Genomic DNA, 14038 nt, shown 5'->3' with positions numbered 1-14038 from the left:
AGAAGCCATGAACCGGAACGCTGTGATACTCGCCGTTCTGGCGGCGCCCCTTCCCCTTGCCTGCGCAGAAACCTTGATGGAAACCCCCGCTCCCATCAAGGTAAAAGACGCCAGAAACTGCTACCGCCTCAGCCCGGAGCTGTACCGTTCCGGACAACCCGGCGGCGACGGGTTCAAGGCCCTGGAAAAGCTGGGGCTCAAATCCGTCCTGAACCTGCGGGAATACCACAGCGACGCCGATGAGGCGGAACATACCGGACTGCGCCTGTACCGCATTAAACTGGCGGCAGGGAAAGTGACCCGGGAAGAACTCATGGACTGCCTGCTGGTCATCAGCAGAGCGCCCAAGCCCGTTCTGGTGCACTGCTGGCACGGGTCCGACCGCACCGGCATTGTCTGCGCAGCCTACCGCATCGTCATGCAGGGCTGGACGCCGGAAAAGGCGCTTGAAGAGCTGATGGACGAACGCTTCGGGCACCACCGGTCCTACTACTCCAACCTCGCGGAACTGGTCAGAGACACGGACTGGAAGGCGTTCAAAGAGGAATTCCGGAGAAAAAGGCAGGCTCAGGGCGTCTGACACGCAGGCTGCGGCTCCCCCCATGGCGCGGGTTCATGGAAAAAAGCTTTTTCCGGTGACGCGGGCAGAAGGCCCGGCGGTTTTACCACTGGTTGTCCAGGTTTTTGGTATCTATCTTTCCAGGCTCCTTGTTGCGCTCCTTCATGCCGCGGATGGGCTTGGGCTCCTTCTCGTGAAGGTCCAGGACATCAATCACATTCTCCCCTTTTTTCAGGAAGGGGGCCGGAACGTACAGCCTTAATTGAGGCCCCACATTCCAATACCGCCCCACATTCACGCCGTTCACCCACACGTATCCCTTGGCATAGCGGGACATGTCCAGGAACGTGTCCTGCGGCTCTTCAATGTTCACGACGGCCCGGAAATGCGCTCCTTCCCGTTTCCGGGAAGGGCCCTTTCCCTTGGGCGCCTGGACGATGGAGTCAGCCTTCAGGGGAAGGGCCCTCACCGTCCAGTTCTTCAACTCGCGCGTTCCCAGCTTCACAGGGCCGTGCAGCCCCTTGCGGTCGCTCTCCATGCTGATGTGGAAATTGATATGTCCCATGGCCTCCACCAGGATTTCCAGCGTTCCCGGCTTCTTGCGCTCCGGCAGCTCCACGCTCTTCTGTCCCAGGCGTCGGTCCAGCGTGCCGACCGGCTCTCCGTTCAGGTACACCTGGGCATAGTCATTGACGTTGGCGAATTCCAGCGTTTCAGACGGTCCGGCCGGAACGGTGGCGCTGTAAACGGCGATGCCCTGGTTCTGGTTCCACTGTTCGAAATAGGGCGGCTGCGGGAACTTGGACCGGAAGGGCTTGGGCAGGTTCTCCCAAAGGCCGGCATGGACCACGGGCGTGAACTCCGGAATCTCCATGGCCGGGATGTCCGCGGGAGGTTCCGGCACGGCGGCTTCCGGAGGCAGTTTTTCCAGGATGATTTCCCTCATCTGGGCGTAATATTCATTCATCCGGCCCTGTTCGTCCACGGGAGAGCCGTAATCGTAACTCGTCAGGTCCGGCTGGTATTTTCCCGGCCCCCCGTTGTTGGCGCCCGCCGTAAACCCGAAGTTGGTGCCACCGTGGAAAACGAACAGGCTGAAGGAGCGCCCCTTGTCCATAAACCAGCGGACGTGGTTGACAATGCCTGGGGTGGGGGCCCAGTTCCCCTCCCCCCAGTGCCGCAGCCAGCCCGGATACGTTTCCGAGGAAAAAACGGGAACGCCCGGATTGCACTTATTAGCCACCTCCCAGTGGCCGTCGTTCAGCCCCGGGTCCAGTCCCACGGCCACGCCGGGAAGCACCACCCCTTTCAGGAAATGTTCCCCCGCGCCGTCGGACGTGTAAAAGGGGCCGAAGCCCTTCCTGGTCCAGAACGCTTTCAGCCACTCCATGTACTTGCGGTCCTTCCTCTGGTAGCTCCCGTATTCGTTCTCAAGCTGGGTCATCAGGATAGGGCCTCCGTTTTTGACCAAAAAGGGCTCCGCCACACGGGCCACGGCTTCCAGATACCGCGTCTGCGCCTTCATGAATTTGGCGTCTTCCGTAGTCCTCAATTTGGCCTTGGGATCCTTCAGCAGATAATGGGGCAACCCTCCCAGGTCCCATTCCCCGCACACATAGGGACCGGGGCGGAACAGAACCCACATGCCTTCTTCCTGGCATATCTTGAGAAACTCTCCCAGATCGCGGTTGCCCGTCTTGAAGTCAAAGCTGCCGTCCGGCTGTTCATGGTCGTTCCAGAACACGTAAAACGCAATGGTGTTCAAGCCCATGGCCCGGGCAGTCCTGATGCGGTGCCTCCAGTACTCCCTGGGGATGCGCTGGGGATGCATCTCCGCTCCGCGTATCTGGAACGGTTTTCCATTCAGCATGAACTCCTGGTTCCCTTCCCCGCCGAACTTGAACACGGCGGGGGCTCCACCGGAAGGAGCGGGCTTCTGCACATTCCGGACAGCCCCGGGACCGGCCCATGCCAATGCTCCCACTCCGGCGGCCATCAGGGCGGCAGCCCAACTGAAACCATATTGCTTCATCATGCTGAACTGTTAATCCATTTGAAGACGGTTGCCAATCACAATTTTACCCGCCGCCGCCGCACCTGTGAGGCGTCCTTCCCCTCCCCCGGCGGACTGCCGGGGCCGGACGGCAGGAATTTCTCCTGCGGCGAGGAATATTATCACGTCATACGCCTCCATTCCTTTGCGCGAAAGCCGGAGGGCGCCTGTCTAAATTCAGCGATATGAAAACAATTGTTCTTCTGCGCCATGGAGAAAGCACGTGGAACCGTGAAAACAGGTTCACCGGATGGACGGATGTGGACCTGACGGAACTGGGGATAGAGGAAGCGAATCATGCGGGCGACCTGCTGAAAGACAAGGGCATGGCTTTTGACCAGGCTTACACCTCCTACCTCAAGCGCGCCGTGAAGACGCTTAACTGCGTGCTGGACCGTCTGGACCAGGACTGGCTGCCCGTCGCCAAAAGCTGGCGGCTGAATGAAAAGCACTACGGCATGCTCCAGGGGTTGAACAAAAGTGAAACGGCCCAAAAATACGGAGACGAGCAGGTGCTGATCTGGCGGCGCAGCTATGACGTGGCGCCCCCTCCCCTGGCGGAGGATGATCCCGCCAACCCCAAGTGGGACCCCCGCTACAAGGGGGTGCCGGATAACGAACTTCCGCGGACGGAATCCCTGAAGGAGGCCATTGACCGCATGATGCCCTACTGGGAGGGAACCATCCTCCCCTCCCTCCGGACGCTGGACAATATCCTGATCGTGGCCCACGGCAACACGCTGCGCGGCATGATCAAGTACCTGAAAAACATCCCCAACGACCAGCTTCTTTCCCTGAACCTTCCCACCGCCATTCCCTATGTGTTTGAATTTGACGATTCCCTGAACCTGGAGAAAGACTACTTTCTGGGAGATCCGGAAGAAATCCGCAAACGCATGGAAGCCGTCGCCAGCCAGGGAAGCGCGAAAAAAAAACCGCCGACCGCCTAACCCCCCTCCCTTCCGCATGACCGACCATTCCTGCCGCATTGCGTTTTTTGACGCCAAGCCCTACGACCGGGACTCCTTCAATCCGATCAACGAGCGCGAATTCCATTACGACATCCGCTACTTCAAGGGGCACCTCACCCCGGACAGCGTGCCGCTGACCCGCGGCACGGACGTGGCGTGCATCTTCGTCAACGACACGGCAAACCGGGAAGTGATCCGGAGCCTGAAGGAAAACGGCGTCAAACTGCTGGCCCTGCGCTGCGCCGGATTCAACAACGTGGACCTGAAAGCGGCGGAAGAAGCGGACCTGCCCGTCGTCAGGGTCCCCCAATACTCCCCCTATGCGGTGGCGGAACACGCCGTAGCCCTGATGCTCTCCCTGAACCGCAAGATACACCGCGCGTACTGGCGCACCAGGGACGGCAACTTTTCCCTGCACGGGCTGATGGGCTTTGACATGAACGGGAAAACGGCCGGCATCATCGGAACGGGGAAAATCGCCAGAATCCTCATCCGCATCCTCAAGGGTTTCGGCATGAACATCCTGGCCTACGATCCGTACCCCGACCAGCGCTTTGCGGAAGAAGCCGGCATTACGTACACCACGCTGGACGACCTGTACTCCCGGTCCGACATCATTTCCCTGCACTGCCCCCTCACCCCGGAAACGGAATACCTGATTAATGCGGACTCCATCGGCAAAATGAAGGACGGCGTGATGATCATCAACACGGGACGCGGCAAGCTGATTAATACGGAAATGCTGATTGACGGCCTGAAATCAAAAAAAGTGGGGTCCGCCGGCCTGGACGTGTATGAAGAGGAAGGTGAATATTTTTACGAAGACAAGTCCGACCGAATCATTGACGACGACACCCTGGCGCGCCTGCTCTCCTTCAACAACGTCATCCTGACCTCCCACCAGGGCTTTTTCACGAAGGAAGCCCTGCACAACATTGCGGAAGTCACCCTGCACAACATCCGGGACTTCCTGGAAGGCAAGCCGCTGGCCAACCGCGTATCGCTCCAGTCACACTGAACGCACCCGGCACCTGCTTCCGTGAGGGGAATGCGCGCGGCTCCCATCCGTGTTTTCCCCGCAGGGCCGCCGTCCGGCATCCGTATGCCGGACGGCGCATGAAGTTCATGCGCCAGGGAATGCGCCCCGGCGGAGTGAGCGGAAAAGACGCCGCCGCTTTTCCGCGCCAGAGGACAGGCACGTCATAGGAAACAGTTTCACCCCCCTCTTTCTCCACTACCGGCCGCCTGACCGCGCGCATCACATTCCCTTCATAATCCCGGCTCTCCAGCGACCACTGCACGTTGTAAATGGGCGGAGCCCGGTACACGCATTCCACGGAAAGCTCCGGTATCCGGTACGGCGGGAAGGGAGCCGGAAAACAACAGCCTTGAACCAACTGGGAGAACGGGTTGCCGGGCATCCAGGAACAACTGCCTCCCCAGGGTAATGGAACAGCCGTTCAACTGGAAAAACAATTCGGCGGCAATCCAGTCCGTTCCCGCCTTTCCATTCAGGCCCGGCCATCTGTTTGCGGCCACCTCCACCACTTGCAGCAAGCACGGCACGGACGGCTTTTCCCGTTCCGCCGGCGGAAGGCTCTCCCATATAGGCCGCCACAGGCGACAGGCGCGTTTTTTCAGGCAGGATTACGGGCTGTTCAAAAGGTTCCTCGTCAAAGCCGTCCAGGACCTTTTCAGCCTTCAGCGCTCCCGTGTCCATTCCGGACAGGAGGAAAATCAGCAAATAACGTTTCATCATCAATCATCAGGGCAGCCAGGGGGTATTCCGGCCATCGTTGATTAAATGCTCTTGACGCATGGAGAACAAGCAGCTTTTCCTCTTTCTTCCTTCTCAATATACTACTGGAAATTTCCGGAAAATTATCCGGCCCAGCGTCAAGCTTCCCAGCTGTAAAAACTCCCTTGTTAAGTCCCTCCGGAGGCCGGAGAATCGCCGGCCCTCTCGCCATTCCGGAACCATATCCGGAGGGAAGGCACGAAAAATCCTGCCCACTTTTTTATTGACGGCAACAGCGTCTTGAAGGACAAGATGAAATAGATTAACATCTGTCTTTCAACTCCAACCATCCATATCCAACATGAAACTGCTCTTAATGCTGAATGCCTCCCTCCTGCTCTGCGCAGCCGTCCAGGCCAAATTCCCGGCGGACGGACTGATTAAAACGGCAGCCTCCGGCGCCATTCAGGGGAAGACCGTCCTGATGAAGGCTGAAAATGCGGAACTTTCCAAAAGCAAGCTGGCAAAAATACGGTCCGTCAAATTCATCGCCGGCATGGCGGAAAAAGACTCCGGCGCAAGCTGGGAAATCAACGTCGCCCAAGACGGGGAATACATCCTTGAAGCCTGGTACACGTTCCCCTGGACGGCTACCGCTTCCGCCCGCTATGAACTGAAATGCGGCGACAGCGCCCCCTTCCTGTGGAATGTGCCCACTTCCGGCGGCGGTGAGGCCGATGGGGGAATCTACCATCTGGGCCGCATGAACCTGGTTAAGGGAAAACAAACCTTTACGCTCAAGAAAAAAGGGAGGGACGGCATTTACATCCGCTATATCCGGCTCATTCCCGCCTCTATCTTCCCGGTAGTCCAGCCGGCGGCCAGCGGCAAAATCACGCTCTCGCCTGAAAACTGCCTCATCACGCATGCCCTGGCAAAAGATGCGGGAAAATTCAACATCCTGTCCCACTTCAGCTCCGTCAGCTGGGAAATCTTCACCAAAAACGGAGGAACCTATACGGTAACGACGGATTATGCCATTGCCGATCCCGCCTCCACCCTGTTCAAGCTGGGTTATTCCATCAATGACAAGCTGACGGAATTCACTTTTCCGGGAACCGGCGGATGGTCCCGGTTCGTAAAGCACTCCCCCGGCGTCCTTACCCTGCCGCCGGGAAAATGCACCCTGACCGTCAAGGGAATCACCAGCGGCGCGGAAACAAAGTCCATTGTACTTGCCCCCGCGCCATAGGCGCCGGGCCTCTTTTCCTCCGGAATCCGGCTCTTTAAAGGAAAAAGGGAGAAGGAACAGCCTTCATCATTTTTCTTTACGTCTCACGCCGTCTGTGGAAGATAGGAAACGGCTTGCCTGTCCGCCGGGCAAGCCGTCTCAGTACCAGCCTGTACCGGGACTTTCCCTGCGGAAAAACCCGTTCCGGGGTTCCGCGGCCGCGCACGTAAAATACGCATCGCCCCTTTTTCTGTAAGCACAATCACTTTTCGCCGTACTTATACCATGAGCACTCCGGCCCCTCTCTCTCCCTCCGTTCTGGCTCCCAAACCGCATTATGCCGCCCTGGACGGCCTGCGCGGCGTAGCCGCCGTCATGGTGGTCCTGTTCCACATGTTTGAAGGAAGCGCCAGGGACTTCCAATTCCACACGGACCAGATCATCAACCACGGCTATCTGTCCGTGGACTTCTTCTTCATGCTGTCCGGCTTCGTCATCGGGTATGCCTATGACGACCGCTGGGGAAAGATGAGCCTGTGGAATTTCTGCAAGCGGCGGCTGGTGCGCCTTCAACCCATGGTGGTCATGGGGATGCTGCTGGGTGGAGCCCTCTTTTACTTCCAGGGGTCTGAAATCTTCCCGAACATCGCACAGACCCCCGTATGGAAAATGCTGCTGGTCATGACCGTGGGGTTCACGCTGCTGCCCGTCCCCGTTTCCCTGGATATTCGCGGATGGACGGAAATGCACCCGCTGAACGGTCCGGCCTGGTCCCTCTTCTTCGAATACATCGCCAACATCCTTTACGCCGTGCTCATCAGGAAATTCACCAGCCGGTGGCTGGCGGTCCTGGTCTTCCTGGCGGCCTGCGCCCTCATCCACCAGTGCTACACGCAGGGCAACAACATCGGCGGCTGGACGCTGGACGTGGAACAGTGCCGCGTGGGATTGACGCGGCTCATGTTCCCCTTCTTCGGCGGCCTGCTCCTGTTCCGCCTGTGCAAGCCCGGCCGGGTCAGGCACGGCTTCTGGTGGTGCAGCCTGCTTCTGGTGGGAGCGCTGGCCATGCCGCACGTGGGCGGGGCGGAAAACTTCCGCCTGAACGGCCTGTATGACGCCTTCTGCATCATCGTCATCTTCCCCGCGGTGGTCTTTCTGGGAGCCAGCGACATCCCAGGCGACATCTCCTCCCGGGCCAGCCGGTTCCTGGGAAACATCTCCTACCCCCTTTACATCACCCACTACCCCATCGTTTACCTGTACCTGGCCTGGGTGCACGATGCGGAAGTGCCCTTTTCCCGCGCTCTCCCCGTGGCGGTGGGCGTCCTGTTCATCTGCATTGCCGTGGCCTACGGGTGCCTGAAGCTTTATGACGAACCTGTGCGCGCATGGCTTTCCAAACGCGTGCTGGCGCGGCGCGCACCGGAACAGCCCAGGCCGTAAAACGGAGCCCAGGGCATAACGGCGGTTCGGGGCGCCAGGAAAACAACGGGAGCGCCGGGACAAACATCTGCCTTGCCCCCGGCGCGGCCCAGCCGGATACTGGCGGCGGTCTTCCATGGAAAAACTGCCGACATCCTCCAAAGCGCTGCGCTACCTGCCCTTTCTTGTGGCATCGGCATTCTTCATGCAGATGCTGGATGCCACCATCCTGAACACGGCCATCCCCACCATCGCCCGCAGCTTCAACAGCCACCCGCTGCAGCTTCACTCCCTGGTGACGGCCTACATGCTTACCGTCTGCGTCCTGATACCGGCCTCCGGATGGATATCCGACAAGCTGGGCTCGCGCCGCACCTTCCTCTTCGCCATCTCCGTTTTCTCCGCGGGGTCCCTGCTGTGCGCCCTCTCCACCTCCGTCGCCATGATGACGGCGTGCCGCGTCATCCAGGGAATCGGGGGGGCCTTCCTGATGCCCGTAGGGCGTCTGGTCGTCCTGCGCTCCTATCCGCGCTCCATGTTCGTCAACGTTCTGAACATCGTGACGATTCCGGCGCTGCTGGGGCCTCTCCTGGGGCCGGTGCTGGGCGGCATCATCGTCCAGTACGCCTCCTGGCACTGGATCTTCCTGATCAACATTCCGGTGGGCATCGCAGGCCTGTGGGCCACCTGGAAACTGATGCCGGACCTTAAAGCGGTCCGGGAACAGAAATTCGACTGGGCGGGCTTCTTCCTCTTCTCCTCCTCCGCCGTGCTGGTCACCATGGGCCTCTCCACCGCAGGAGGCGCAGCCGACAAGACGCGCATGGCCCTGCTCCTGTCCTCCGGAGGCGTGTTCCAGCTCCTGTACTGGGTGCTGGCGTTCCGTTCAAAGGCGCCCATCTTCAGCCCCTCCCTGTTCCGCATCAGGAACTTCGCCATCGGCATCGCCGGCAACATCGTCTGCCGCCTGGGGGGAAGCTGCCTGCCGTACTTGATTCCGCTCTTCTTCCAAGTGGTGCTGGGTTACTCCGCCCTCCAGTCCGGCATGTCCCTGATTCCCCTGGCGCTGAGCAACCTGCTGGCAAAAACGGTCGCGCCGCGCCTGCTCGGCAAATTCGGCTACCGGAACATCATGGTCGTCAATACCTTTACCATCGGGACGCTGCTGGCCGCCTTCTACTTCATCAGCCCCGGCACCCACGAACTCATCCTGCTGGGCATGCTCGCCCTGCTGGGCGCGGCCAACTCCATTCAATTCACCTGCATGAACACCCTGACGCTGATTGATCTCCCCAACGCGGACGCCAGCAGCGGCAACTCCCTGCTCTCCACCATCATGCAGCTCTCCATCGCCGTCAGCATTGCCGCGGCCTCCCTGCTGCTGGACAGCTTCGGCGGCCATTCAGCCACTTCCGGAAAGGCCGTGGAAGCCGCCTTCCACGCCACCTTCGTCACCATCGGCGCCATTGCCGCGGCCAGCTCCTTCATCTTCGCCCTGGTGGATAAAAACAAGGGCATCACCCGCAGACGGAAAAAAGCGGCCTGACGCGCGGGAACGCGGCCCCCGCCTCTGTTCAGGAACAGGAAACGCTGTCCCCCGTTTCAAGGGAGCAGCACTGCGCGAACTGGGCGCGGGACTCTTCCAGGGTAATCGGCTTCTTGTCCGCCCCCAGCGCCACGTAAACCAGCTCCGCCTCCGTAATCTTGGCAATATTATTGCAGAGCTTCGTCAGGCGTTCCGCGTACACCTCCACCTTTACGGTGACGGAGGTGCGCCCCACCTTGATAATCTCCGTATAAAAGGAAACCACGTCGCCCACCAGCACGGGAGCTTCAAACGTCAGGCTGCTGACTGCACGCGTCACGATGTAGCGGCTCAACGCATAACGCATGGCCGTATTGGCTCCCGCCAGGTCCACTTGGCTCATCACCCAGCCGCCGAACACTTCCCCGCTCTGATTGGTGTCCGCAGGCATCGGTTCCACGCGCAGGGCGGGAATGCGTCCCTCCGGAAGCTGGGTATGGTGGTATGTATTTTCCATAAATAAGAACAATTATAAATTAACGGGCTCATGCTCATCTATCCCGGCCCTCTTGTAAAGAGCAAAACGCGGAAACGGAAGGCGGACAGCCCTGGAGGATTCCTCCAAGAAAGGAGAATACGTTTTCGCAGGACAATAAAGTATTGACGATAGATGTGTTATCAGTTTAAAAGGAACCATGCGGATTCCTCCTTCCCCGCCCATTGCCCTCGTCTCCCTTTCCCTGCTGGCCGTGCCGGTTTCCATGGCTGATACAACAGACTCCGGAACCTCCCCTTCCATTCAAAATGAGGGAAAAGAAAAAAAGGCGCCTCAATTCAAATTCACGCTGAGGGAATATACCCATCCCGGCGGAGAAGCTACCTGCGTGTTACGGGACAGTTCCTTCCCTTATCCCAAAGACTACATGCTGCAGGATTACCTGGCGGCCCTGGAGCAATTCCTGAAAGAACAGCAGGCCAGGGGAATGCCGCTGGAAAAAATCACTTGCTTTTCCACGCCTTCCCTGGGGCGGGCAAAGGACGTCCAGGAAAAATTCAAGCAGCTGGCGAGGGAGGGGAAAAGCCGTGTCTCCAAAAAGGACGGCCATTACATGAGCCTCTGCGTGAGGCTGGTACGGGAGGAAAAACTGCTCGCCCCCTACAGGGAAACCTTCAAGCGCTTCGGATTGGAGGTGGACGACACCCTTTTTGGAGAATCCAAAATGGCAAGGGCTCCCTTGGACGTGCCGGGAAGAAAAACCCCCGTCTATTATTTTACGGGAGGGATGGTGAACCTGAAGCAGGCTCCCCTGAAACAGCTGGAACAAAAGGCTCCATAAAAAATAAAAATGCGCCGGGACAAGCCGCTTTTACACCGGACGGTTGAATTTGTGCGTCTTATCCCGGCCTTTTTTACAATGGCCCGCAAGGACGGTTGTCCATTCCTTATGGACCGCGACCATGAACCCAAAATGAAAAAAGTGGACGGGGAGGAACATCCCGCTTCCGACTTCGCCTATGTTCCCGACCCGGAAAAGCCCTCCACCTGGAAACTGCCGATTTTCAACATGCATCATGTAGGGGGCGCCCTGGCCGCCATGACCAGTGACTACCGCGGCAATCCCGTGGAAATCCCGGAAGGAGACCGCCACGCCGTCATGAAAAAAATCCTGGCCCGGAAAGCGGAGCTGGAACAGGAAGAAAGCTGACTCCGGCTTCTTGCATTCCTTTTTTCTTCCGCCTGGAAACAAGCCGGGAAGGATGGCTTTCTCCCCTGGCTCCCTTGATTCTTTGCCATCCGGCAGGGTAAAACCTGCCGGACTTTTTTTGTTCCGCCGCCTGCTGCGCGCCGCGGGAGGCTCCGCAATTGTTCCCCCCGCTTATAAAAGAGGCAGACCTTCACCTCTTTTCTCCCCTTTATCCGTGTAATGGCATGGCCTTCCACCGCCGCCTGTGATAGAATCCCTCCACCCCTTATTCCGGGAAAACGGGAACGGCGCGGCGTTTAGCCGCCTTTTCCCGGACAACGGCTGCCGAATTTCCCGCAAAGGCGGAATACCCGGAACGCCATTCCTTCCTCTTTAAACGCCATGACCGGAGAAAAAGTGAAAAAATGCCTCTGGCTCTTCTGGATCAACCTCTTTATCGGGGCATTCACGTTCGGGGGCGGCTACATTGTCGTGCCGATGATCAATAAATACTTTGTCTGGAAAAAACGGCTGTTTTCCAAAGAGGAGCTTCTCTCCATGGCCGCCATCGCGCAATCCACGCCCGGAGCCATTGCCGTCAACCTCTCCGCGCTGGCGGGGCACCGCACCGCAGGCATGGCCGGAGTCGTTTGTAGCTGCCTGGGCGCCATCATCCCGCCGCTGGTCATTCTTTCCATCATCACCGTCTGGTATGACGCCTTCAGTTCCAATCCCGCCGTGGAAGCGGTCCTCCGGGGAATGCAGGCAGGCGTGGCGGCCCTCATTGTGGACATAGTCGTGGACATGTGGCAGATGATCCTGCGCAGAAAATCCGCCCTGCTGAACGCGCTGGTTCCGGGCGCGTTCCTCGCCAGCTTCGTCTTTCACGCCAACATCGCCGCCATTCTGGCCGTGTGCTGCCTCCTGAGCCTGTGGCACGTCCGGAAAACGCTGGGAAGGAGGGCCGGATGACTCAGGCATTATGGCAGCTTTTCAGCGTCTTTCTCCAGATCGGAGCGTTCAGCATCGGAGGCGGCTACGCCGTCATCCCGATGATCCGGGACCAGGTGGTCATTCACCAGGGCTGGATTACCCAGAAGGTTTTTACCGATATCATCACGATTTCCCAGATGACGCCAGGCCCTCTGGCCATCAACACCTCTACCTTCGTCGGGCTGCAAATCGCCGGCATTCCCGGCGCCGTGGCGGCCACCCTGGGATGCATCATTCCCGGCGTGGCGGCGGCGCTGCTGCTGCACCTTTTCTTCCAAAGGCATAAAAAATCCGCTTATGTTTCCGGGGTGCTGGAAGGGCTGAAAGCGGCTTCCGTGGGCCTGATCATGTCCGCGGGCGGCACCATCCTGCTGCTGACCTTCTGCGGCACTTTTGACTGGCACGCCATCGCGGAAGTGGACTTCCCGAGCATTCTCCTGTTCGGCGCGGCCCTGTTCGTCCTGCGGAAATGGAAAATGAACCCCATCCTGCTGATGACCCTGACGGGAGTGGCCGGATACTTCATTTACGGACTGTCCTGAAATCCGGCGCGGACGCGCTGAAAAACGGAGGAAGGTTCCCGCCCTCCCTCGGCGCAAATAGGATGAAAGGATCAAATCATTTGATCATCAAGCGGGTTAATCAGCACAACATAGCGGCTTTTCCCGAAAACGGATTGGAGAAATTCAACAGGATTCAAGGAAGACCAGTGAATGAACGGCTCTATCAGGATCAATGGAAATAACATTCAGAATAATCCTATATAAGTGAATATCAATGACATGCTGAAATAAAAGCATGTCTTCCCTTGAACAGGCTATCCAAATCCCGGTCATCACGGATAGGAAATGCGGAACACCGGAGAAAGGGACGCAGCCAGCTATCTTACGCATGGCGGGCGGCGCCTTCCTTCTCCCGGCAGTTTCACGCCAAAACATGACTGATGAAAAAATGAGCACTAAAGACATTCACGAAATGCAGGACCCGCGCGACGAATTCCGCCAGGAAGGGTATGAAAAACAGCAGCAGAAAGCTCCCGGGCTCCAGTCCGAAATGGAACCCGTGCCGGACGCCGGGGAACAGAGCTATCATGGCTGCGGCAAGCTCCGTGGACGGAAGGCCCTGGTCACGGGGGGAGATTCAGGCATAGGCCGTGCGGCCGCCATTGCGTATGCACGCGAAGGAGCCGACGTAGCCCTGAACTACCTTCCCGAAGAACAGAGCGATGCCGAGGAAGTGGCGGAGCTCATCAGGAAGGAAGGGCGGAACGCCGTCCTGCTGCCGGGCGACCTCAGCGATGAAGCCTTCTGTCAAAAACTCGTCAGGGACGCTCTGGAAAAACTTGGCGGCCTGGACATTCTGGCCCTGGTGGCCGGCAAGCAGGTAGCGGTGGAGGACATTCAGGACATTACCACGGAGCAATTGACCAAGACATTTGAAGTGAACGTTTTCTCCCTGTTCTGGATTGCCAAGGAAGCCCTTCCGCACCTCAAGCCGGGAGCGAGCATCATCACGTGTTCTTCCATCCAGGCCTACCAGCCCGGCAAGAACCTGGTGGACTATGCCTCCACGAAAGCGGCCATCATCGCCTTCAGCCGCGCCCTGGCCAAGCAGGTAGCCTCCAAGGGTATCCGGGTGAACGTGGTAGCTCCCGGCCCCATCTGGACGGCTCTGCAAGTGACCGGAGGCCAGTTGCAGAAGGACCTGCCGGAATTCGGGCAGAAAACGCCCCTCAAGCGGGCCGGACAGCCCGTGGAGCTCTCCGGCCTGTACGTCTTCCTCGCCTCTCAGGAATCCAGCTTCATCACTGCGGAAGTCTTCGGCGTCACCGGCGGCATGCATCTGGCCTGATACGGAAATC

Annotated in this window: 13 protein-coding genes; 11 read left to right on the top strand and 2 right to left on the bottom strand. The window is 58.7% G+C overall.

Features of this window, described 5'->3' with window-relative positions; all coding sequences use genetic code 11:
• The first annotated feature begins 7 nt into the window (after positions 1 to 7).
• On the top strand, positions 8 to 580 hold the full coding sequence (locus HJW02_RS05205; RefSeq protein ID WP_102721611.1) for a tyrosine-protein phosphatase: 573 nt from the start codon (positions 8 to 10) through the stop codon (positions 578 to 580).
• An 82-nt stretch (positions 581 to 662) separates the two neighbouring features.
• Here HJW02_RS05205 and HJW02_RS05200 read toward each other — a convergent pair whose 3' ends face one another.
• Positions 663 to 2594: a beta-galactosidase gene (locus tag HJW02_RS05200; protein ID WP_205597360.1), complete on the bottom strand. Its 1932-nt coding sequence runs from the start codon at positions 2592 to 2594 to the stop codon at positions 663 to 665.
• Positions 2595 to 2797: 203 nt separating this feature from the next.
• Between HJW02_RS05200 and gpmA the strand changes: the two genes are divergently transcribed.
• The 5 genes from gpmA to HJW02_RS05175 all read left to right on the top strand — a co-directional run bounded on the left by gpmA (position 2798) and on the right by HJW02_RS05175 (position 9520).
• The gene (gpmA, locus tag HJW02_RS05195) at positions 2798 to 3562 is read left to right on the top strand and encodes a 2,3-diphosphoglycerate-dependent phosphoglycerate mutase (protein WP_102721613.1); all 765 of its coding nucleotides are present in this window, start codon (positions 2798 to 2800) and stop codon (positions 3560 to 3562) included.
• Positions 3563 to 3578: 16 nt separating this feature from the next.
• Entirely contained in the window at positions 3579 to 4601 is a 1023-nt protein-coding gene (locus HJW02_RS05190) for a 2-hydroxyacid dehydrogenase (protein WP_102721614.1), read from the top strand.
• Positions 4602 to 5682: 1081 nt separating this feature from the next.
• Positions 5683 to 6573 carry a hypothetical protein gene (locus HJW02_RS05185; RefSeq protein WP_102733210.1) on the top strand — a complete coding sequence of 297 codons (891 nt, stop codon included), beginning with the start codon at positions 5683 to 5685 and terminating at the stop codon, positions 6571 to 6573.
• Positions 6574 to 6837: 264 nt separating this feature from the next.
• Positions 6838 to 7995 carry an acyltransferase gene (locus HJW02_RS05180; protein WP_102721617.1) on the top strand — a complete coding sequence of 386 codons (1158 nt, stop codon included), beginning with the start codon at positions 6838 to 6840 and terminating at the stop codon, positions 7993 to 7995.
• A gap of 115 nt (positions 7996 to 8110) precedes the next feature.
• Entirely contained in the window at positions 8111 to 9520 is a 1410-nt protein-coding gene (locus tag HJW02_RS05175; protein WP_102721618.1) for a DHA2 family efflux MFS transporter permease subunit, read from the top strand.
• Between the two features lie 28 nt (positions 9521 to 9548).
• Here HJW02_RS05175 and HJW02_RS05170 read toward each other — a convergent pair whose 3' ends face one another.
• Positions 9549 to 10016 (bottom strand): acyl-CoA thioesterase, encoded by a 468-nt coding sequence (locus HJW02_RS05170; protein ID WP_022396427.1) that lies wholly within the window; start codon positions 10014 to 10016, stop codon positions 9549 to 9551.
• A 178-nt stretch (positions 10017 to 10194) separates the two neighbouring features.
• Here HJW02_RS05170 and HJW02_RS05165 point away from each other — a divergent pair, with 178 nt between their 5' ends.
• From HJW02_RS05165 to HJW02_RS05145, 5 genes are all read left to right on the top strand, one after another.
• Complete coding sequence (locus HJW02_RS05165; protein ID WP_102721619.1) at positions 10195 to 10836, top strand: hypothetical protein; 642 nt, start codon at positions 10195 to 10197, stop codon at positions 10834 to 10836.
• 132 nt (positions 10837 to 10968) lie between these two features.
• Entirely contained in the window at positions 10969 to 11205 is a 237-nt protein-coding gene (locus HJW02_RS05160) for a hypothetical protein (protein ID WP_146017825.1), read from the top strand.
• A gap of 381 nt (positions 11206 to 11586) precedes the next feature.
• A complete protein-coding gene (locus HJW02_RS05155; RefSeq protein ID WP_102721621.1) occupies positions 11587 to 12156 on the top strand; it encodes a chromate transporter in 570 nt (189 codons plus the stop codon).
• The gene (locus HJW02_RS05150; RefSeq protein ID WP_102721622.1) at positions 12153 to 12719 is read left to right on the top strand and encodes a chromate transporter; all 567 of its coding nucleotides are present in this window, start codon (positions 12153 to 12155) and stop codon (positions 12717 to 12719) included. The genes HJW02_RS05155 and HJW02_RS05150 overlap by 4 nt, the downstream gene beginning before the upstream one ends.
• A gap of 409 nt (positions 12720 to 13128) precedes the next feature.
• A complete protein-coding gene (locus tag HJW02_RS05145) occupies positions 13129 to 14028 on the top strand; it encodes an SDR family oxidoreductase (RefSeq protein ID WP_218957693.1) in 900 nt (299 codons plus the stop codon).
• Positions 14029 to 14038 lie beyond the last annotated feature (10 nt).

Source organism: Akkermansia sp. GGCC_0220 (assembly GCF_017566105.1).
Taxonomy (GTDB): Bacteria; Verrucomicrobiota; Verrucomicrobiia; order Verrucomicrobiales; family Akkermansiaceae; genus Akkermansia; species Akkermansia massiliensis.
Note: the sequence above shows the minus strand (reverse complement) of the source record. Positions and strands in the feature narration are given on the sequence as shown.